This window comes from Vibrio fluminensis (genome assembly GCF_015278125.1).
In the GTDB taxonomy this organism is placed as follows: domain Bacteria; phylum Pseudomonadota; class Gammaproteobacteria; order Enterobacterales; family Vibrionaceae; genus Vibrio; species Vibrio fluminensis.
This window is the reverse complement of sequence record NZ_JADILO010000030.1, coordinates 40,061-59,060: the sequence shown is the minus strand read 5'-3', so window position 1 is coordinate 59,060 and position 19,000 is coordinate 40,061. Positions and strand designations below refer to the sequence as shown.

Here is a 19,000-nt window from a genome sequence, read left to right as displayed (position 1 = left end):
CATCCACTCTCTAATTAAATGCCTAGTTTCCCTAGACTCAGTATCAACAAAATATAAATGACATTTTCTAGATAGGTAGCTTCAAAGCTAGGCAGCAAGCTTTCTCATCCCTATGAGCATACACAAGTATGTGATTAGGGTGAGCAAGCGCAGCTAACAACGCATTGAAGTTTCCTATAACGAAAATAAAAAAATAGCTTCTTATATAAAGAAGCTATTTTTCAAAACTAATTGGCTAACGCCGTCTTCTGCGCTGCGACGATTTCCGCAATACCTTTGCTCGCCGATTCCAACAGCGCCAGCAACTGTGCATGAGTAAACGGTTCGCCTTCGGCAGTACCTTGAACTTCAATCATACGACCATCTTCAGTCATTACTACGTTCATATCGGTATCAGCCGCTGAATCTTCAACGTATTCCAAATCACACAGTACGTCTTCACCAAGCAGACCAACAGACACAGCCGCAACGTGGCCTTTCATTGGATTGCTCTTTAGCTTACCGCTATCAATTAGGTGTTGGAATGCATCGGCTAGTGCTACGCTCGCACCAGAGATAGAAGCAGTACGAGTACCACCGTCGGCTTGGATTACGTCACAGTCTACTGTGATCATAAACTCGCCCATCGCTTTTAGATCCACAACAGCACGCAGGCTGCGCGCGATAAGACGTTGAATTTCCATCGTACGTCCACCCTGCTGACCATTGGTCGCTTCACGACGAGTACGTGAGTGCGTCGCACGTGGCAACATGCCGTATTCTGCTGTTACCCAGCCTTTGCCTTGGCCTTTTAGCCAGCGAGGAACGTTTTCTTCAATTGAAGCGTTGCAAAGTACCTTGGTGTTACCAAACTCAACAAGAACAGAGCCTTCAGCATAAGCTGTGTAGTTACGAGTAATTTTAATTGGGCGAACTTGATCCGCCTTGCGATCGTTTGGACGCATGGGCATCTACCTTTATTTGTAGGGGGAGACGTTTTGGTTGGAGCAGGATTATAACGGAAAAGGTTTGCGCTGGCGAGTCTGTCAACAACGCTTCAATGACTTAGCAAGAAACATCGTCGGATTAAAAGGATTCCAGTGGCGACTGTGCTACTATCTCAGAGTTAATTTTCAGCATTTATAGACAGGAAAATTCGATGATCTACAGTATGACGGCTTACTCTCGTAAAGAGTTAAAAGGCGATTGGGGCACGGCCGTATGGGAAATCCGTAGCGTTAACCAACGTTACCTAGAAACCTACTTCCGACTACCTGAACAGTTCCGCGGTCTTGAGCCAGTATTACGCGAACGTTTCCGCAAGCGTCTGGCACGCGGTAAAGTAGAATGCCACCTACGTTTTGAAGCAAACCCTGCTGCAAAAGGTGAACTAACTATTAATGAAACACTCGCTAACCAAGTCATCAAAGCGGCAGAGCAAGTGATGCACATGACGGGCGAACTGAGCCGTATTAACCCATTCCAAGTTATGCAATGGCCTGGTGTGATGGAAACTCCAGAGCAAGATATGGATACGGTAAACAAAGACCTACTTGCAGGCTTTGACGAAGCGCTAAGCGAATTTATTGAAGCTCGTGGTCGTGAAGGCGACAACATGAAAGAGCTGATTGAACAACGCCTAACCGCGATCACTGACGAAGTAGTCAAAGTTCGTGCTCGCATGCCAGAGATCCTTGCTTGGCAACGTGAACGTCTACTTGGCAAGTTTGAAGAAGCAAAAATTGAACTTGATGCCGCGCGCGTTGAGCAAGAGCTGATCATGCTGGCACAAAAATCTGACGTGGCAGAAGAGCTAGACCGCTTAGACTCTCACGTAAAAGAAACCACTAATATTTTGAAGAAAGGTGGTGCGGTAGGCCGTCGTCTTGACTTTATGATGCAAGAGTTCAACCGTGAGTCGAACACGCTAGCCTCTAAATCAATCAGCACCGATATCACTGCTTCAGGCGTTGAGCTTAAAGTACTTATCGAACAGATGCGCGAGCAAATTCAAAACATCGAGTAATCTCGATATTTCGGCTTTTCTTATCCATAAGTAAAGGCCTATTTGGTAGCGGATTGAAGATTAACCCTAATTTTTGATCCGCTTCTCCTTCCTAACTTAAATTGGTCAACCAAACCTACTAAGCATTTTATAATTAGCCTTTCTAACACCGCCGCCTGTGTGGTTATTGAGGTATAAAGTGTTTAAAGGCAACCTATCTGAGCTGAGCAACTATCAGCACCTGCCAACTAAGCTGTTAAGCGTTATCGAAAAAGTCAAACAGCGTATTTATGATTCTGTTGAGAATGGCCGCTATTCAATTGAAGGCGATGACGTATTTTTCTTCGTGGTGGATGATAATACTCAGCTGTTGAGCGATCGTCGTTCTGAGTGTCACCGCAAGTATGTTGATGTACAAATCCTTCTAGAAGGCGAAGAGCGTTACGGCTACAGCTTACAGCCATTCCAGAGCATTGCTGAAGACTTACTAGATGCCAAAGATATTGCCTTTAGTGAAGATTTAGTCGACGAGCAGTTTGCTGATCTGGCCCAACATGACTTTATTATTTTCAATGTAACTCAGCCACATCGCCCATTGATAGCGATGGATCAGCCAATGCCTGTGCGTAAAGCGATCATCAAAGTTGCCAACGACTGGTTGGAGGCATAATCATGCATACTCTAACTTGGAATGATAGCAATATTCCGCACCAAATCGCTTTGGAAAACGAAGGTCAGCACGCACGAATTGAAATGCGTATCGTCAAAGATATTGAACCCGAAGTGATTGGCTTAAGTGTTGATTGGTCACTAGAAACACTTTCTGAGGCTTGGCAAGGCGCGGCAATGCCGGTATCAGAAGCTTATGATGATGGCGATCTCTACTCGCAAGTTCGCGTGCTATTTAATTTAGAAAATGGCTGCGTGATCTGGATGGTTAACCATATCAAAATGCCATGTGGCAACAAAATGTCGACCGACCGTCTAGCTTGGGTTCCTGCCATGCTGATTAAAATCGCTGATAACGTCGTTACGGATTTTGTAATTAGAATAACTAGTTACGGCAATCCATGCCTAGTTCTCAGCGATTTTCCTTGCGCAATTTTCTGACCACTTACTTATCCCGATTGGTATTAGATAAAGCGATACAACTATAGAAAGACAAAACCGAGCAGTAGGCTCGGTTTTTGTTTAATGTGCTGAATCAAACTACCGCGCGCCGCTCTGCGCGATACATCCTAACGATAGTGAGACTGTTAACGATGATAAAGGTTAACTCCATCAACGTGCCGCCAATCGAGCCGAGCAACAAATTATTAGTCACCCAACAAAACGAGTTAAACATCACCAAGAGACGCATCTGAATCCCTTGAGTTTTAAACAACGCCCACGTTGCCACTGATGAGCCAAAGATAGTTAATAATTCATAACTATACTCGAGCTGCGGAAGCCCCATAATCCAAAGCATTGCAATGAAAAATAGCATCACCCCAGTCGACTGGGTTTTGGTCGAAGCGTAACTACGAATCGCACTGATACCACAACCAAACGCTGCCACTAGTGCCCCCATCATGATGAAGTGGCTGCAAAGTACGATTTGAAACAACATCAAATGCAGGCGAAATCTACGCCCATCACTATGCAAAAATGCCGTCGCTCCAATCGCAAATGCGACCATACCGATTGCTTGGGCGAGATTCCATTCCGGGAGAGTCACCATCAACTTTCCCTCTTTTCAGCTTGTAACACTAATTGCTCGACTAAATATTCAATACATGATCTTGGACTGGTTAGTACCTTTTCCTGACAAGGCTTCACCAGTAAGTTCACAGCCGGAGCCATTGATGCTTGAGCTAATAAGATCGTTTCATCCTGAGCACAATATTGCTCGATGTAATCGGCAATAGTCTGCTGATATGCCGTTAAGTCACCATCCAGATAATGCTGCCAAGCGCCATCAATTACTCGCACGCTAGCACGGTTTTCAATATTCGCTTGATACTCTGCCAATAAATTCATGGTTGGTTCGATGGTGGTCGGAAGCGCCACAAGAACGGTAAGTTGTTTAGCTTTGCTTGCCACTTGCGCCATCGGTCTATCAATACGCAGCACCTTTGCATGCTGAGTGACGCAGCTTTCGGCTAAACGGCCGATACTCGAACAAGTGCAAATAACCCAATTTGCCCCTAACGACTCAAGAGTCTGAACTTGCTGAGCAACCAATTTAGCCAAGTGTTCATCAAAACCAACATTACTCGCATACTGCAATAAATCCGGTGCGCTATAATGCACCACATCCGCAAGTTCAGCCAATTTACTGCCTTGTATACATTCATCAAACAAGGTTTGATTAGCCGCTAAAGTATGTAAAAACGCAACTTTCATCCTGAGCGCTCCTTTAAAAAAGGCTTCCTGATGGAAGCCTTACTCTACTCACTTTATTCCCGAACCAAATTTGGCACGTGTCGCTTATTTCACTAAGTCAGCCGCTTCGCGCGCTAGACGACCGATTTCGTCCCAACGACCTTCGTTAATCATCGCTTTATCAACCATCCAAGTACCGCCACATGCGATAACGCGGTCAATAGCTAAGTAATCTTTTACGTTGCTTGGGCTGATACCGCCAGTTGGCATAAATTGGATCTGCGTGTAAGGACCAAGCAGAGATTTCACCATGTTGATACCGCCAGACGCTTCTGCTGGGAAAAACTTCAACGTTGTTAGACCCATTTCGATTGCCGCTTCTACCGCACTTGGGTTGTTCACGCCCGGTACGATATCGATGCCGATTTCGCGACATGCAATCACTGTATTTGGATTAAAGCCTGGTGATACCACAAAGGTTGCGCCCGCGTCTTTTGCCGCTTGTGCTTGCTCACGGTTTAGTACGGTACCCGCACCGATCAACATTTCAGGTTGAGCTTCACGCAGTAGGCGAATCGCTTCAACCGCAGCGTCAGAGCGGAAAGTAATTTCAGCCGCTGGTAAACCGTTTTCTGCCAGTGCTTTACCTAGAGGAATGATGTCTTCTGCGCGATCAATCGCGATAACTGGGATTACTTTAATCGCTGCAAGCTGCTGTGCAATTGTAGTCATTTTTCGTACCTTAATTTCAATTATGTTATTTTATTACGCGAAATCAATCGCATCAGTGGCTTGTTTAGGGATGATCGCACCTTTGTGCTGGATCACGATACCCGCTAGCTGGTGACCTTGACGTGAACATTGCTCTGCACCTTTACCTTGTAGGTAACCCGCTAGGAAACCGGCGTTAAATGAGTCGCCTGCTGAAGTAGTATCCACCACAGTTTCAACCGGTGTCGTTGGGATGGTTTGACGCGTACCTGCGACAAAATCATTGTAATGGTTGCCTTGTGCGCCCATCTTCACCACCGCTTTTTTGACGCCAGCCGCTTGCAAACGGACTAGCGTTTGCTCTTCATCGCTATCGCCCCATAGGTTCTGCTCATCATCATTCGTCACAAGAGCAAGATCGGTCAGCGCGAGGATTTGACGGTAGCACTCACGCGCTTCATCTGCGTTCTGCCAAAGCGCTGGGCGGTAGTTAGAATCAAAGGCGATCTCAACGCCTTGTTGGCTCAGTTTCACCAACATATCAACTAGGCGTATGCGGTCTTCTGCCGGCAGAATCGCTAAGCTGATGCCGCTAAGGTAAACCATATCAACATTCGCAAGCGCGGCTTCCACCTTGGAAAAATTAGCGTGCTGCATCATGCAACGTGCTGCTGATTGGTTGCGCCAGTAAAGGAAGGTACGTTCACCTTGCTCATCAAGCTGGATTAGATATAGACCTGGCTGACGCGTACTGTCGCGAAGTACCAACTCGGTGCCAACGCCTTCTTCTTGCCAACGCGAAATCATGCCATCGCTGATCGCATCAGTACCTAGCGCTGATACATATTCCACGCCGACCTGACCTTTGGTGCATCGCGAAAGATACACAGCGGTATTCAATGAATCACCACCGTAAGCTTGAACCATGGCACCAAAAGGGGCGCCATTAAGCTCAATCATGCATTCACCTAGTAAGGCGATACGTTTCATTATTTCTCTCCTGGTAGAGTGAAGTACGTTTTCGCGTTGTGATAGCAAATATCTTGCACCATTTTGCCAAGCATTGGCATATCGCGTGGCACTTCACCGTTCTCTGCCCACTGTCCCATCATGTTACAAAGAATACGACGGAAATACTCATGGCGAGTATATGAAAGAAAACTACGAGAATCTGTTAACATTCCTACAAATTGACTCAATAATCCCAATTGAGAGAGTTGCTGCATTTGACGTTCCATGCCGTCTTTTTGGTCATTAAACCACCAACCTGAGCCAAATTGGATTTTGCCTGCGATACCACCACCTTGGAAGTTACCAATCATGGTTGCCATCATTTCGTTATCACGTGGATTTAGGCAGTACAGAATAGTCTTCGGCAATTCATTCGTCACATCCATTGCATCCATTAGGCAAGCAAGCTGCAGCGCGAATGGACGGTCACCAATTGAGTCAAAACCGCAATCCACACCTAACTGGCGGAACATGCGTGTATTGTTATTGCGCTGTGCGCCAATGTGTAGCTGCATCACCCAACCGCGTTTTGCGTATTGTTTGCCCATCCATACTTGTACTGCAGTGCAGAATTGGTCAATTTCTAGCTCAGATAGTGTTTCACCTGATAGGCGACGCGCAAGAATGCTGTCTAGCGTACTTTCAGCCGGTACTGCTGCATAACGCACAATTTCGATACCGTGGTCAGCAGCGCGACAACCGTGCGCACTAAAGTGTTCAAGACGACGCTCTAACGCAGTAAGCAGATCAGCAAAACGGATGATTTCCACATCCGCCGCTTCACCAAGCAACGTCATGTATTCAGCAAAGCCTTCAAGCTCAATTTTAAATGCACGGTCAGGGCGCCAGCTTGGTGCCACTTCCACGTCAAAGCTTTCATCTTCAGCAATCGCTTTGTGGTACTCAAGCGTGTGAATTGGGTCATCCGTTGTCCCTGCCATCACCACATTCATCTGCTTCATGATGCCGCGTGCTGAAAACTCAGGCGTTGCCAATAGCTCATTACACTCATGCCAAATTTCATCGGCAGTTTCAGGGCCAAATAGCTTGCCTGTTACACCAAACGGGCGACGCAGTTCTAGGTGAGTCCAGTGGTAAAGAGGGTTACCCAGTGTTTGAGGAACGGTTCTCGCCCATGCCTGGAACTTCTCGTAATCTGAAGTTTCTTTACCTGTGATCAGTGACTCTGGCACTCCTGCTGAGCGCATACCGCGCCATTTGTAGTGATCGCCTTCCAACCAGATTTGACCCAAGTTGTCGAACTGACGGTTTTCCGCCACTTCCTTAGGGTTTAGGTGGCAGTGGTAGTCATAGATAGGCATTGCTTTCGCGTAGTCATGGTATAGCTCGCGAGCAGTATCATTTGCTAGTAAAAAGTCTTCACACAAAAAGTTTTTCATTGGTAACTCCATTGGCGCCGGCATTGCCCACACCGAAGATCGGGTAGAAATAGAAATGCCCTCACTTAGGAGGGCATATTAAATTAGATAAGAGAGGCTACTGCGCCGCGAGCACCATCGCTCAGTAGGCGCTGGTACGCGTCCGTCACTGCAGTTACGAAGGTTTCATTTTGGATTAAATCAGTACCAAAGATGGCTTCAATTGAGAGTAGCGCTTTAACTACGCTTACGTTCAAGCCGTGTTCTGCGTAAATCGCTTGGAACTGCTCAACCATTGGGTCGCGAACATCAATCGCTTCGCCTTGCTCAGTTTGTGCAGAAACATAACGCATCCAGCCAGCAATACCCATTGCAAGCCATTTAAAGTCTGTACCTTGCGCTAGGTGATGACGTAGTGACCCCCCCATACGTTGCGGGATCTTCTGGCTACCATCCATCGCAATTTGCCATGTTTGGTGCTTCAGGCTTGGGTTAGTAAAGCGCTCAATCAGTAGCTTCGCGTACGCTTCTAGATCTGTGCCTTCAGGCATATTTAGCGTTGGTGCTTGCGCTTTCATCATCATGTCGAATGCCGCTTGACGGTAATCTTCGTTAGTCATGGTATCTGAGATATGCGCGTAACCACCTAGGAAACCTAGGTAGGCTAGGAAAGAGTGGCTGCCGTTTAGCATGCGCAGTTTCATTTCTTCAAATGGTACTACGTCAGCAACAAACTCAGCGCCAGCTACGTTCCAGTCAGGGCGACCTGCAACGAAGTTATCTTCGATAACCCATTGACGGAATGGCTCACAAGCGATGCCACAAGAGTCTGCAACGCCAACAAGCTCTGCAATTTCGTTCAGTGTTTCTTCTGTTGCCGCCGGTACGATGCGGTCAACCATGGTGCATGGGAAAGTCACATTTGCTTCAATCCATGCCGCTAGCTCTGCATCCACCAAGTTAGCGAAATCCAGTACCGCTGCGCGCGCAACGTGACCGTTTTCTTGCACGTTGTCGCAAGACATTACCGTAAACGGCGCAATGCCTTTGTCACGGCGTTGACGCAGTGCTTCCACAATGTAGCCAATCGCTGAACTCGGATCTTGCGGATTAGCCAGATCGCTCACAATCAGTGCATTGTTTTTGTCTAAACGGCCTGTTGCAGGGTCAGCACAGTAGCCTTTTTCCGTGATTGTCATAGAAACAATCGCGACTTGTTCTTCGGTCATTTTTGCTAGTACAGCCGCTTTGCCATCTAGCGTTGGGTGCAATGATTCTGTTACCGAACCAATCAGTTTTACTTCTGTTGCTTCTGCGCCCTTCTCTGCCACTGTGTAAAGGTGGTCTTGCGCGCGAAGTTGTTCAATCAGTTCTTCGCCACCGAACAAGTTAACTTCGCAGATGCCCCAATCACTGCCGGTTTTTTCTAACATTTCGTTAGTAAATAGCGCTTGGTGTGCGCGGTGGAACGCACCAAAACCTAGGTGCACAATACGGCTTTTCAGAGCAGAGCGATCGTAATTTGGTCGAACAACTTGAGCATTCAGAGAGGTATTTGCGATTGTTTTCATTGTTTTTTCCTAAACCTTACCGCCGTAGCGGTAAGGTATTTTGTTGGGAGGCAAATCCGAAATTTGGGAGATTAGTAACCTAGGAACAGTTGTGGTAGCAGTAGACTGATTTGTGGAATGAACGTTACTGCTAGTAGTGCTAGGAACAGTGCTGCATAGAAAGGCAACAAAGGTTTAATTACTTTATCGATACTGATGTTCGCAACAGAACAACCTACGAATAGCGCACTACCTACTGGTGGTGTACATAGACCGATTGCTAGGTTGAACGTCATCATGATGCCGAAGTGAACTGGGTCAACACCTAGGTCCAACACGATTGGTAGGAAGATTGGTGTAAAGATAAGTACCGCTGGCGTCATATCCATGAAGATACCAACAATCAGAAGAATGATGTTGATGATCAGTAGAATGATCAATGGGTTCTCAGAAACCGCTAGTAGTGCATCAGCAATCATGTAAGGGATGTCAGCGTTCGCCATCGCCCATGACATACCCATTGATGCGCCAACAAGTAGCAACACGATAGAAGTGGTTACCGCTGACTCAAGAACGATTTTTGGTAGATCGCCTACTTTTACTTCACGGTAAACACCAACCGCTAACACTAGCGTGTATACCACCGCGATAGCTGAAGCTTCTGTTGCCGTAAAGATACCGCCGATGATACCGCCCATAATTACTACAATAAGTAGTAGTGATGGTGCTGCTTTGATGAATGTATCCCATACTGCTGCAAGTGTTGGACGCTTTGCCACTGGGTAACCACGACGCTTAGCAATAATACCTGCAACTACCATCAAGCTTAGACCCATCAAGATACCTGGTAGGTAACCTGCTAGGAATAGTGCTGCAATTGATGTGCCGCCAGATACAAGAGAGAAAACGATTAGGGTATTACTTGGCGGGATCAAAAGACCAGTAGGACAAGAAGTGATGTTTACCGCTGCGCTGTACGCTTCATCGTAACCATCTTTCTTTTGTAGTGGTGCCATCGTGCCACCTACTGCCGCTGCAGATGCTACTGCAGAGCCAGAGATAGAACCAAACATCATGTTTGCTAGTACGTTTACGTGCGCCAGTGAACCAGGTAGACGACCGCCTAACACTTTAGCAAAGTTGATCAGACGTAGTGCGATACCACCTTGGTTCATGATGTTACCCGCTAGAATAAAGAACGGGATAGCCAGTAGAGCAAAGTTATCTAGACCAGCGGCCATACGCTGCGCTACTACAGCGATTGCAGGCTCTAGCGGTAGGCTCATCATGATGGTTGCAAGCGACGAAAGACCGATTGCAAATGAAACTGGAATACCCAGCGTCAATAAGACTGCAAAAGTACCAAATAGGGTAAGAATTAATTGCCATTCCATTGTGGAATTCCTCTAAAAATTAGTTTTGTTGTACGTCGCTAACTGCCACGTCGCCAGAAATCAATTGTTGAATCTTTTCAATGCCATAAACCACAGAATAGAAAATCATCAACGCACCACTAATTGGTAGACAGAAATAGATGTAACCCATTTCCCAACCTAGCGCAGGCGTCAACTGACCTGTTGCTAGAGTTTTAATTGCTAGGTTTGAGCCGCCATAAACCAGTACAACAGAAGCGAAAACCGCAATCGCAAACTGAATAATAATTTCGTTGATAATTTTGCGTTTACCTTTCAGCTTCATGGTCAGAAGGTCAATCGCAAGATGGCGTTTTAGGCCAGTAGTGTAAGCCGCACCGATCAGTGCCACCCACATAAACAAGTAACGTGCAAGTTCGTCAGTAACGGTACTTGGTTTACCAATGATGTAGCGTGATAGAACTTGCCAAACCACACAAAGCACTAGGAAAGAAGACAGCGAGACGGTAAATGTCGCCAAGCCTTTATTGATGTACTCAACCAATTTTTTCATTATTGTTTCCTTAACAACGTCGCTATCTCATATAACGAACCGCGTCTCGCCACTGGTTAACCAATATAAACTCAAGCTCATATTACCCGACCAATAACATTTCTTTTTCTGCGGGCATTATAGGCAGTATCACTTTGATGACTGTGACCATCTTCACATTTGGATTGGTTGACCAATTTAAGCGTTTTATCTGTGATATTGCTCAACCAATTGTGTTTTTTGTTTTGACGGTTGTCAGAATTGGTCGCAAGATTGGCTCCGAAACCTGTAACCCCCTACAAAAAATTTACGGATTCCATCTCACGGAGAAACAATAATGAAAACACGTAAAAGTGTCCTAACAGCTGTGATTGGTGCGGCGCTAACATTCGGTGTAAGTGCACAAGCGTTTGCTGCTACTACTCTAAAACTGAGCCACAACCACACTCGTGACCACGCCGTGCATAAAGCAATGGATGCAATGGCGAAAGAAGTGCGTAAAACCACTGATGGCGAAGTACGTATTCGTATTTACCCTGATGCACAGCTGGGTTCTCAGCGTGAATCGATGGAACTAATGCAAAATGGTGCGCTGCACATGGTTAAAACCAACGCAGCAGAACTAGAAGCGTTTGCACCTGCTTACTCTGCATTCAACATGCCTTACCTATTCCGTGACCAAGCACACTTTTACGCAACTCAAGAAGGTCAAATCGGTGAGGAAATTCTAGCGTCATCTCGTGAAAGCGGCTTCATTGGTCTGACTTACTACGATGCAGGCGCACGTAGCTTCTACACCAACAAGCCAATCAACTCTCCAGAAGATCTAAAAGGCATGAAAGTTCGCGTGCAGCCAAGCCCATCAGCGATCGCGATGGTTGAAGCTCTAGGTGGTAGCCCAACGCCTCTAGCTTACGGTGAGCTATACACGGCACTACAACAAGGCGTTGTAGATGCAGCGGAAAACAACATTCCTTCATACGGCATGAGCCGCCATAGCGAAGTATCAAAGTACTTCTCGCTTGATGAGCACACTATGGTTCCTGACGTACTAGTAATGTCGACAGATGCCTTTGATGGTCTATCAGCAGAGCACCAACAAGCAGTGAAGACGGCAGCACTGAACTCAATGCAATTGATGAAGAAATTGTGGGCTGAATCAGAAGCTGAAGAACGTAAGAAAGCAGAAGATATGGGCGTAACGTTTGTCAATGTAGACAAAGCATCATTTGCTCAAGCGGTACAACCAATGTACGACGACGTGAAGAAAAACAACCCTGAGTTGTCAACACTGATCGAACGTATTCAAGCAGTTAAGTAATTAACTAAAGTATTTTTGTTAGAGAAGTAAAGGTATTGCCACATAACTATTGAGATAGGTTGACCAATTATTCTGATTGGTTATGATGGCGTGAGTAGTAATGGAAATAAGCGATAACATCATCATGATGCCTTTTGAACCCAAGCGTCCTTACCAAGAGTTGGGTTTGGTTTTACGAAAAGAGTTAATAGAAGGACACTACAAAGTTGGTGACCGTCTACCGCCTGAGCGCGATATTGCTGAACGACTTGATGTCAGCCGTACGGTTGTACGTGAAGCAATCATCATGCTTGAGTTGGAAAACCTTGTTGAAGTAAAAAAAGGCTCTGGTGTGTATGTCACGAATATTCCTGACCAATCACCTCATCGCGAACGCATCATCAGTGATGATGCGGGACCTTTCGAAATGTTACAGGCGAGACAGTTACTAGAAAGTAACATTGCAGAGTTTGCTGCAATCCAAGTCACGCCTGGGGACATCGCCAAAATGCGCTCGGCGCTCAAATTAGAGCGTCAAGAGTTAGCAGCACAAAGCGAACAATGTGTGGGAGACGAACGATTCCATATGAGCATTGCTGAAGCAACACATAACTCTGTGTTAGTCGACATGCTCAAACAATCATGGGAACGTCGTGAGCAAAGCCCTATGTGGCAAAAGCTTCACTCGCGCATTAGCGGCCATGACTACCGCCAAGAATGGATGGAAGATCATGCAAAAATCTTAGCTGCAATGCAGCGTAAAGATCCAATTGCCGCGAAAAACGCCATGTGGCAGCACCTTGAAAACGTAAAGCAACGACTTCTCGAACTATCCGATATAGACGACCCGGACTTTGATGGCTACTTATTTAGCTCCAACCCAGTCGTCTTACTAGGCGGCGGAAAATAATTCGCCCCTACAGGAAGCTTTGCTAGCAACCTACATAAGTCGTTATATTTATAATTCGCAACTTAGCCACTCACTGAGCTGAGCAGGTCAAGTCTGCCCATTGAAAGGTAATTTGTCATGGAACAAACGTGGCGTTGGTACGGTCCTAATGACCTAGTATCACTAGACGATATTCGCCAAGCTGGCGCAACTGGTATCGTTAACGCACTGCACCACATCCCAAATGGTGAAGTGTGGACTAAAGAAGAAATCTTAGCTCGTAAAGCAATCATCGAAGCAAAAGGTCTAACTTGGTCAGTAGTTGAAAGCGTGCCTGTACACGAAGAGATCAAAACTCAAACTGGCAACTACCAACAATGGATTGAAAACTACAAGCAAACTCTGCGTAACCTAGCGCAATGTGGTATCGACACTGTTTGCTACAACTTTATGCCTGTTCTAGATTGGACTCGTACTGATCTTGAATACGAAATGGCAGATGGCTCGAAAGCGCTACGTTTTGACCAGATTGCGTTTGCCGCTTTTGAACTTCACATTTTAAAACGTCCTGGTGCAAACGCTGACTACACTGAAGCAGAACAAGCTCAAGCACTTGAATACTTCAACAACATGTCTGAAGAGCAAGTTAAGCAGCTAACAAGCAACATTATTGCTGGCCTACCAGGCGCAGAAGAAGGCTACACACTAGAAGCATTCCAAGCGCAACTAGATCGTTACGCAGGTATCAACAAAGACAAGCTACGTGAACACATGCGTCACTTCCTAGCAGAACTAATGCCTGTGTGTGACGAAGAAAACATTAAGATGGCCGTTCACCCAGACGATCCACCGCGCCCTATCCTAGGCTTGCCACGTATCGTTTCAACTATCGAAGATATCGATTGGTTAACCGAGCAAGTGCCTAGCCAAAATAACGGTATCACTATGTGTACGGGTTCTTACGGCGTACGCGGCGACAATGACCTAGTGAACATGATCAAAAAGCACGGCGATCGCGTTTACTTTACTCACCTACGTTCAACTAAGCGTGAAGAGCATAACCCAATGACTTTCCACGAAGCTGCACACCTAGAAGGTGATGTGGATATGTACGGCGTAGTAATGGCGATTCTTGAAGAAGAACAACGCCGTGAAGAAACAGGCGATCTACGTAAGATCCCAATGCGTCCTGACCACGGTCACCAAATGTTGGATGACCTGAAGAAGAAAACCAACCCAGGTTACTCTGCGATTGGTCGCTTGAAAGGTCTAGCTGAAGTTCGCGGCCTAGAGCTTGCGCTAAAACGCGCATTCTTTACTAAGTAAACCTATCTAATAATGCAAAAGCCCCGCATCGCGGGGCTTTTAAACATCTGTCACAAAAACTATTCGTCTTTCTCTGCTGTTTTTCCATCGATATATGGCCAGTAATGGTGACCAACGCGAATCAGTAAAGTCGCGGCCGCTAGTACAAATGCCGCCAGTGATAACCAGACTATCATCACCGAATCGAGCTCTTTCATACCCAGTGTGATATAGCGAGCTATCGCCATCATCGCAATATAAATTGGGTAGCGCACCGGGATCTTACCGTTCATCACAAACTGCCCGACCATAGCGAGCACTTCCAGATAGATGAACATCAGCAGAATATCTTCAAGCAATACACGTCGCTGCACATAAATATGCACAAACTCTTCCACCATTGCCCACACAGTCGCCATGGTAATGGCAACGAGTAGTACAGCTTCGAGAATATGGAAAATCTTCAGAAATGGGCGACTAAACGAAGGAGGTAAATGGGAAGGCATTATGACAATTCCGCTCTATTTTTTATTAATTTGTTGTTAATGATAACATCAAATCATGCATTGAGTGATGAACGTCTAGTTCAAATAAAACCAAACAAGTACGATCAAGTTTGAGAAATAAGCTACAAAAAATCACCCCGGCAGCACTTACCTATATTTGCTTAAGTAAACTGGGTATAAACTCCAAAGCCTAATCATTTTAGGGAAATATTTTGGCTTCAATGCCTCTCTCATTTCAGGACTTAGCCATCTAAATGAAGATAACATCAAAACATATCGTTGGAATTGCAGCCATAGCATTATGCATCACTTCGATAATCAAAAAAGACTATATTCATGAAAAGATAGTCAATGAAGCATATAAAATTGGCATCAACCTTGTGAGCGATAATACTGAATCGAACATCAGTGAACTATTACAAAGCTGTTCCTTTATTGCCCATGCTGGTGGCGAGATTAATGGCGCCAAGTATACAAACTCGAAAGAAGCCGTTTTAAATTCGATATCCAAAGGGTATAAGTTAATTGAGCTAGATTTACGAACCTCTTCCGATAACATCATCGTTGCAGCCCATGATTGGGAGTCGTTCATCAACAATACTGAAATCAATGAACGACCAGATCACGAGCAGTTCAAAAAGCAAAAATATCTATCGCAGTTTACGACTATAGACATCAGCGACATCAATGAGATCTTTAATAATAACAATTACTTAGCTTTAGTTACCGACAAAATTCGAGATATCCAACTACTCTCAGAAAATGTCAGCTACAAAGACAGAGTAATAGTGGAAGCTTTTGATATTTATGGATATAACCAAGCTATAAGGTATGGTTTCAATAATGTCGCATTCAATATCGACATAGATAAAAGTGAAGATATCGATTTCATTATCAGTAACAATATCAAAGCAGTCACCTACCGAGGCGACCATTTAGAGTCAGACAGTCAAAGTATGGGAAACGCACAGAAACTTGCTAGCCATGGCGTTTACTCGTTGATTTACTCATATGAGGATTTAGATATAGATAAGATTAGAGGCCCGCTAGGCATATCTAACAGTCTGATTTACGTTGATTTCATTGAAGATGGCACTTGTCATTAACCAACTTCCTATCAGTATCAATCACGCATTCAAAATCGGTGGCTAACCCAACGGACCAGCCACCTTCAAAACTTAAAGCAGCACGAGGTAAGTCAAAAATACCAGTGACAATACGTAAATCACTGGGTGAACTTCTTTACCACGACCCGCAACTAGCATTGAGAAGCTGTAGCTGATAAAGCCCATTGCCATACCGTTAGCTGGCGAGAAGCTCAGTACGGTGAACATAATGGTAAAGAAAGTCGCTATGCGAGACTCTTTCTGATCCCAACTGATTTGCCCCAAACGACCAATCATGTAGATGCCCACAACCACCATCGCTGGCGCCACCATCGCGGCTGAGAAAATTGAGAAAATTGGGTACATAAACAGGGATAGCGCAAACAGACCTGCCACCATCACCGCAGCTAGACCAGTTTTGGCACCTTGTGAAGAAGCAATACCTGACTCAGAGAACGCAGTGATTGATGTGGTACCAAGAATTGAACCGATAACCGTACCACCAGCATCCGCAACTAGTGCTGATCGCGCATTTGGCACTTTACCGTCATCATCGATAATCCCCGCATCGCGCCCCACCCCTACGATGGTGCTTAAGCCATCAAAGAAGTCGACAATCAGAAAAATCACCACGATAAACAGCAAATCGAACCATTTGTCTGCCGTTAAACCGGAAATATCAAAGACTGCGCCAAAGGTGCTATCAATACTTGGTGGCATTGAAAATACCTGATCAGGAATAGGCGCATTGTTGGTGCCCATAACAACGTCAGCAATCACGGTTAGCAGAATCGCTGACACAAACGAAATAAACGTTGCTAACTTGATGTCGCGAATCATACAACCGAGAGCGATAAAGATACTGATGTAAGCAATCAGCACTTGCGGGTTGGAGATATCGCCCATGCTCACCAAAATGATTGGGTTTGAAACGATAATCCCGGCATTCTTAAGACCCAAAAACGCGATAAACATACCCAGAGAAACGGTGATCGCTAGCTTAAGATCTTCTGGAATTGACTCAATTAAAGTCTTGCGAATATTGGTCATTGATAGAATCAAATAAACAATACCAGATAGAAAGATACCAAACAGCGCTTCGTTCCACACCAAAGCCACTGAGCCACTGAGTAGCATGCCTTTAAAAAAGCCATTCATACTCATGCCTGGTGCAAGCATTACTGGGTAGTTCCCCCAAATGCCCATGATCAGCGTTGCAATCGCTGCTGACAATGCCGTTGCAGTAAATACCGCACCTTTATCCATACCCGGAATGCCACCCAAAATAGCTGGGTTCACGGCCAAGATATAAGTCATTGCAAGGAAAGTAATAAAACCCGCATATAACTCGGTACTGATGGTGGTTTTGCGCTCTGAGATCTTAAAGATCGACTCAAGAACACTGCCAGATTTTTGCTCTTTAAGGGTAGATTCGAGACTCACTATGTAACCTTTGCAACTGTAAAATAAGTAGAGGGATACACATGCTGATAGAGAAAATCTTGGCAAGTAGCCAAGACTTACTGTAGTCACCAAGATAGGCTCGGTGGTAGAAACATCCAGTCCAATTCACTAGATATATACAGCACGTAAACGTTTGCGCGAATTGTATTGATCTAGAGTGAATATTCAACTGTTTTTGCCCAAAACCGACAAAATAAGCAAACGTTTGCTTTAAGAGTGCCAGTAAATACCACTTTATTAACCAACATGACGCATATAGTGTATTGCTTAAATCCTCGACAAAGAATCCCAAAACAAGAAAATCATCAAGATCGACTTTAACGCTATGGATTGCTTGTTTTCCTTGTGGAGATCCTTAAGATCGTGCTACTCTTCGCCTCCATTTTTCTGACCTATTTTTCACCACTCAAGTGATACTTCTTGGTCAGTGCTATCTTTAAACTGTCGACTCTTCTCGACACCATCCAACCAAATGTGGAACGTTACATATGGGCAAAGGTACTCTATATATCGTCTCGGCACCGAGCGGCGCTGGTAAATCTAGCTTGATCAATGCGATGCTGGAAACCAATCCAACATACGCGATGAAAGTATCTGTGTCTCACACAACGCGCGGTATGCGCCCGGGTGAGCAAGATGGTGTGCACTACCACTTTGTGCAAAAAGAGCTGTTTGAAGAACTTATCGAAAAAGGCCAGTTCCTAGAATACGCAGAAGTATTCGGTAACTACTACGGCACTTCTCGTGTATGGATTGAAGACAACCTTGATAAAGGTATCGACGTATTTCTTGATATCGACTGGCAAGGTGCTCGTCAGATCCGCGAACAAATGCCACTAGCAAAAAGCATTTTCATTCTGCCACCATCAAACGGTGAGCTAGAGCGTCGTCTTAATGCTCGTGGTCAAGATAGCGAAGCTGTGATTGCAAAACGCATGGCAGAAGCGAAATCAGAGATTTCTCACTATGACGAGTATGACTACGTTATTGTGAACGATGACTTTGATAATGCACTGGTTGATTTCAAATCAATCATTCGTGCAGAAAGATTGAAGCAAGATAAACAAGCTGCTAAATATAAAGGCATGCTTGAAGCGCTACTGGCTGAGTAAGGGTCTCCCAAAAGCCATATCACCGACGAGAAAACGCTTTGGCTAGAATATACTGGCTTTAGGCTGTATAATTTCTCGTCATTCAAAATTTTAGTTAACTATTTGGAGTCCTCATGGCACGCGTAACTGTTCAAGACGCTGTTGAAAAAGTTGGCAACCGTTTCGACCTAGTACTGATTGCGGCACGCCGCGCTCGTCAAATGCAAACTGGCGGTAAAGATTCACTAGTGCCAGAAGAGAACGATAAACCAACGGTTATCGCTCTACGCGAAATCGAAGAAGGTCTAATCACTAAAGAAATCCTTGATGCTCGTGAGCGTCAAGAGCAGCAAGAGCAAGAAGCAGCTGAACTGGCAGCAGTTAGCAGCATCGCTCACGGTCGCTAATAGACTTTCTCTACAACTATCTTCCGGG

Annotated in this window: 20 protein-coding genes and 1 riboswitch; of the genes, 9 read left to right on the top strand and 11 right to left on the bottom strand. The window is 45.3% G+C overall.

All coding sequences use genetic code 11. From position 1 onward, the window contains the following. Window positions 1–227: 227 nt before the first annotated feature. Window positions 228–944, bottom strand: coding sequence for a ribonuclease PH (rph, locus tag IRQ95_RS17380; RefSeq protein ID WP_075652122.1), 717 nt, complete (start codon window positions 942–944; stop codon window positions 228–230). A gap of 194 nt (window positions 945–1,138) precedes the next feature. Here rph and IRQ95_RS17375 point away from each other — a divergent pair, with 194 nt between their 5' ends. From IRQ95_RS17375 to IRQ95_RS17365, 3 genes are all read left to right on the top strand, one after another. Then, window positions 1,139–2,005 carry a YicC/YloC family endoribonuclease gene (locus IRQ95_RS17375; protein ID WP_194438262.1) on the top strand — a complete coding sequence of 289 codons (867 nt, stop codon included), beginning with the start codon at window positions 1,139–1,141 and terminating at the stop codon, window positions 2,003–2,005. A gap of 178 nt (window positions 2,006–2,183) precedes the next feature. After that, the gene (locus tag IRQ95_RS17370) at window positions 2,184–2,654 is read left to right on the top strand and encodes a YhcH/YjgK/YiaL family protein (protein ID WP_194438260.1); all 471 of its coding nucleotides are present in this window, start codon (window positions 2,184–2,186) and stop codon (window positions 2,652–2,654) included. Between the two features lie 2 nt (window positions 2,655–2,656). Continuing rightward, entirely contained in the window at window positions 2,657–3,094 is a 438-nt protein-coding gene (locus tag IRQ95_RS17365) for a hypothetical protein (protein ID WP_194438258.1), read from the top strand. Between the two features lie 94 nt (window positions 3,095–3,188). Here IRQ95_RS17365 and IRQ95_RS17360 read toward each other — a convergent pair whose 3' ends face one another. The 8 genes from IRQ95_RS17360 to IRQ95_RS17325 form a co-directional block, all read right to left on the bottom strand. Continuing rightward, window positions 3,189–3,704 (bottom strand): YgjV family protein, encoded by a 516-nt coding sequence (locus IRQ95_RS17360; RefSeq protein ID WP_194438297.1) that lies wholly within the window; start codon window positions 3,702–3,704, stop codon window positions 3,189–3,191. Continuing rightward, a complete protein-coding gene (locus IRQ95_RS17355; protein WP_194438256.1) occupies window positions 3,704–4,369 on the bottom strand; it encodes a hypothetical protein in 666 nt (221 codons plus the stop codon). The genes IRQ95_RS17360 and IRQ95_RS17355 overlap by 1 nt, the downstream gene beginning before the upstream one ends. Window positions 4,370–4,453: 84 nt before the next feature. After that, the gene (locus IRQ95_RS17350) at window positions 4,454–5,080 is read right to left on the bottom strand and encodes a bifunctional 4-hydroxy-2-oxoglutarate aldolase/2-dehydro-3-deoxy-phosphogluconate aldolase (RefSeq protein ID WP_194438254.1); all 627 of its coding nucleotides are present in this window, start codon (window positions 5,078–5,080) and stop codon (window positions 4,454–4,456) included. A 33-nt stretch (window positions 5,081–5,113) separates the two neighbouring features. Then, entirely contained in the window at window positions 5,114–6,049 is a 936-nt protein-coding gene (locus tag IRQ95_RS17345; protein WP_194438252.1) for a sugar kinase, read from the bottom strand. Beyond that, the gene (gene uxaC / locus IRQ95_RS17340) at window positions 6,049–7,470 is read right to left on the bottom strand and encodes a glucuronate isomerase (RefSeq protein ID WP_194438250.1); all 1,422 of its coding nucleotides are present in this window, start codon (window positions 7,468–7,470) and stop codon (window positions 6,049–6,051) included. The genes IRQ95_RS17345 and uxaC overlap by 1 nt, the downstream gene beginning before the upstream one ends. Window positions 7,471–7,553: 83 nt before the next feature. After that, the gene (locus tag IRQ95_RS17335; RefSeq protein WP_194438248.1) at window positions 7,554–9,020 is read right to left on the bottom strand and encodes a fructuronate reductase; all 1,467 of its coding nucleotides are present in this window, start codon (window positions 9,018–9,020) and stop codon (window positions 7,554–7,556) included. A gap of 71 nt (window positions 9,021–9,091) precedes the next feature. Then, the gene (locus IRQ95_RS17330; RefSeq protein ID WP_194438246.1) at window positions 9,092–10,393 is read right to left on the bottom strand and encodes a TRAP transporter large permease; all 1,302 of its coding nucleotides are present in this window, start codon (window positions 10,391–10,393) and stop codon (window positions 9,092–9,094) included. Window positions 10,394–10,412: 19 nt separating this feature from the next. After that, window positions 10,413–10,925, bottom strand: coding sequence for a TRAP transporter small permease (locus tag IRQ95_RS17325; protein WP_194438244.1), 513 nt, complete (start codon window positions 10,923–10,925; stop codon window positions 10,413–10,415). Between the two features lie 316 nt (window positions 10,926–11,241). Between IRQ95_RS17325 and IRQ95_RS17320 the strand changes: the two genes are divergently transcribed. The 3 genes from IRQ95_RS17320 to uxuA all read left to right on the top strand — a co-directional run bounded on the left by IRQ95_RS17320 (window position 11,242) and on the right by uxuA (window position 14,419). After that, window positions 11,242–12,225 (top strand): TRAP transporter substrate-binding protein, encoded by a 984-nt coding sequence (locus IRQ95_RS17320; protein ID WP_194438241.1) that lies wholly within the window; start codon window positions 11,242–11,244, stop codon window positions 12,223–12,225. Window positions 12,226–12,325: 100 nt separating this feature from the next. Beyond that, window positions 12,326–13,114, top strand: coding sequence for an FCD domain-containing protein (locus IRQ95_RS17315; RefSeq protein ID WP_194438239.1), 789 nt, complete (start codon window positions 12,326–12,328; stop codon window positions 13,112–13,114). A 117-nt stretch (window positions 13,115–13,231) separates the two neighbouring features. Then, complete coding sequence (gene uxuA, locus IRQ95_RS17310) at window positions 13,232–14,419, top strand: mannonate dehydratase (protein WP_194438236.1); 1,188 nt, start codon at window positions 13,232–13,234, stop codon at window positions 14,417–14,419. Window positions 14,420–14,478: 59 nt separating this feature from the next. On the opposite strand, the gene IRQ95_RS17305 is transcribed toward uxuA, so the two are convergent. Beyond that, entirely contained in the window at window positions 14,479–14,904 is a 426-nt protein-coding gene (locus IRQ95_RS17305) for a phosphate-starvation-inducible protein PsiE (protein ID WP_194438234.1), read from the bottom strand. Window positions 14,905–15,158: 254 nt separating this feature from the next. Here IRQ95_RS17305 and IRQ95_RS17300 point away from each other — a divergent pair, with 254 nt between their 5' ends. Further along, the gene (locus IRQ95_RS17300; protein WP_194438232.1) at window positions 15,159–16,010 is read left to right on the top strand and encodes a glycerophosphodiester phosphodiesterase family protein; all 852 of its coding nucleotides are present in this window, start codon (window positions 15,159–15,161) and stop codon (window positions 16,008–16,010) included. A 72-nt stretch (window positions 16,011–16,082) separates the two neighbouring features. Here the strand turns inward: IRQ95_RS17300 and IRQ95_RS17295 are convergent, their stop codons facing one another. After that, window positions 16,083–17,453 (bottom strand): solute carrier family 23 protein, encoded by a 1,371-nt coding sequence (locus IRQ95_RS17295; RefSeq protein ID WP_194438231.1) that lies wholly within the window; start codon window positions 17,451–17,453, stop codon window positions 16,083–16,085. A 63-nt stretch (window positions 17,454–17,516) separates the two neighbouring features. Beyond that, a riboswitch (purine riboswitch) is annotated at window positions 17,517–17,616 on the bottom strand. A gap of 346 nt (window positions 17,617–17,962) precedes the next feature. Here IRQ95_RS17295 and gmk point away from each other — a divergent pair. Both gmk and rpoZ read left to right on the top strand, forming a co-directional pair. Next, entirely contained in the window at window positions 17,963–18,586 is a 624-nt protein-coding gene (gene gmk, locus IRQ95_RS17290; protein ID WP_075652080.1) for a guanylate kinase, read from the top strand. 113 nt (window positions 18,587–18,699) lie between these two features. Next, complete coding sequence (gene rpoZ / locus IRQ95_RS17285) at window positions 18,700–18,972, top strand: DNA-directed RNA polymerase subunit omega (RefSeq protein ID WP_075652078.1); 273 nt, start codon at window positions 18,700–18,702, stop codon at window positions 18,970–18,972. Window positions 18,973–19,000: the final 28 nt, after the last annotated feature.

Coding starts and splice junctions, on each gene's coding strand:
- IRQ95_RS17320 (WP_194438241.1), top strand. CDS start 11,242: ATGAAAACACGTAAAAGTGTCCTAACAGCTGTGATTGGTGCGGCGCTA.
- uxaC (WP_194438250.1), bottom strand. CDS start 7,470: ATGAAAAACTTTTTGTGTGAAGACTTTTTACTAGCAAATGATACTGCT.
- IRQ95_RS17335 (WP_194438248.1), bottom strand. CDS start 9,020: ATGAAAACAATCGCAAATACCTCTCTGAATGCTCAAGTTGTTCGACCA.
- IRQ95_RS17360 (WP_194438297.1), bottom strand. CDS start 3,704: ATGGTGACTCTCCCGGAATGGAATCTCGCCCAAGCAATCGGTATGGTC.
- IRQ95_RS17350 (WP_194438254.1), bottom strand. CDS start 5,080: ATGACTACAATTGCACAGCAGCTTGCAGCGATTAAAGTAATCCCAGTT.
- IRQ95_RS17345 (WP_194438252.1), bottom strand. CDS start 6,049: ATGAAACGTATCGCCTTACTAGGTGAATGCATGATTGAGCTTAATGGC.
- IRQ95_RS17305 (WP_194438234.1), bottom strand. CDS start 14,904: ATGCCTTCCCATTTACCTCCTTCGTTTAGTCGCCCATTTCTGAAGATT.
- IRQ95_RS17365 (WP_194438258.1), top strand. CDS start 2,657: ATGCATACTCTAACTTGGAATGATAGCAATATTCCGCACCAAATCGCT.
- IRQ95_RS17330 (WP_194438246.1), bottom strand. CDS start 10,393: ATGGAATGGCAATTAATTCTTACCCTATTTGGTACTTTTGCAGTCTTA.
- rph (WP_075652122.1), bottom strand. CDS start 944: ATGCGTCCAAACGATCGCAAGGCGGATCAAGTTCGCCCAATTAAAATT.
- IRQ95_RS17375 (WP_194438262.1), top strand. CDS start 1,139: ATGATCTACAGTATGACGGCTTACTCTCGTAAAGAGTTAAAAGGCGAT.
- IRQ95_RS17315 (WP_194438239.1), top strand. CDS start 12,326: ATGGAAATAAGCGATAACATCATCATGATGCCTTTTGAACCCAAGCGT.
- IRQ95_RS17325 (WP_194438244.1), bottom strand. CDS start 10,925: ATGAAAAAATTGGTTGAGTACATCAATAAAGGCTTGGCGACATTTACC.
- rpoZ (WP_075652078.1), top strand. CDS start 18,700: ATGGCACGCGTAACTGTTCAAGACGCTGTTGAAAAAGTTGGCAACCGT.
- IRQ95_RS17355 (WP_194438256.1), bottom strand. CDS start 4,369: ATGAAAGTTGCGTTTTTACATACTTTAGCGGCTAATCAAACCTTGTTT.
- IRQ95_RS17300 (WP_194438232.1), top strand. CDS start 15,159: ATGAAGATAACATCAAAACATATCGTTGGAATTGCAGCCATAGCATTA.
- gmk (WP_075652080.1), top strand. CDS start 17,963: ATGGGCAAAGGTACTCTATATATCGTCTCGGCACCGAGCGGCGCTGGT.
- uxuA (WP_194438236.1), top strand. CDS start 13,232: ATGGAACAAACGTGGCGTTGGTACGGTCCTAATGACCTAGTATCACTA.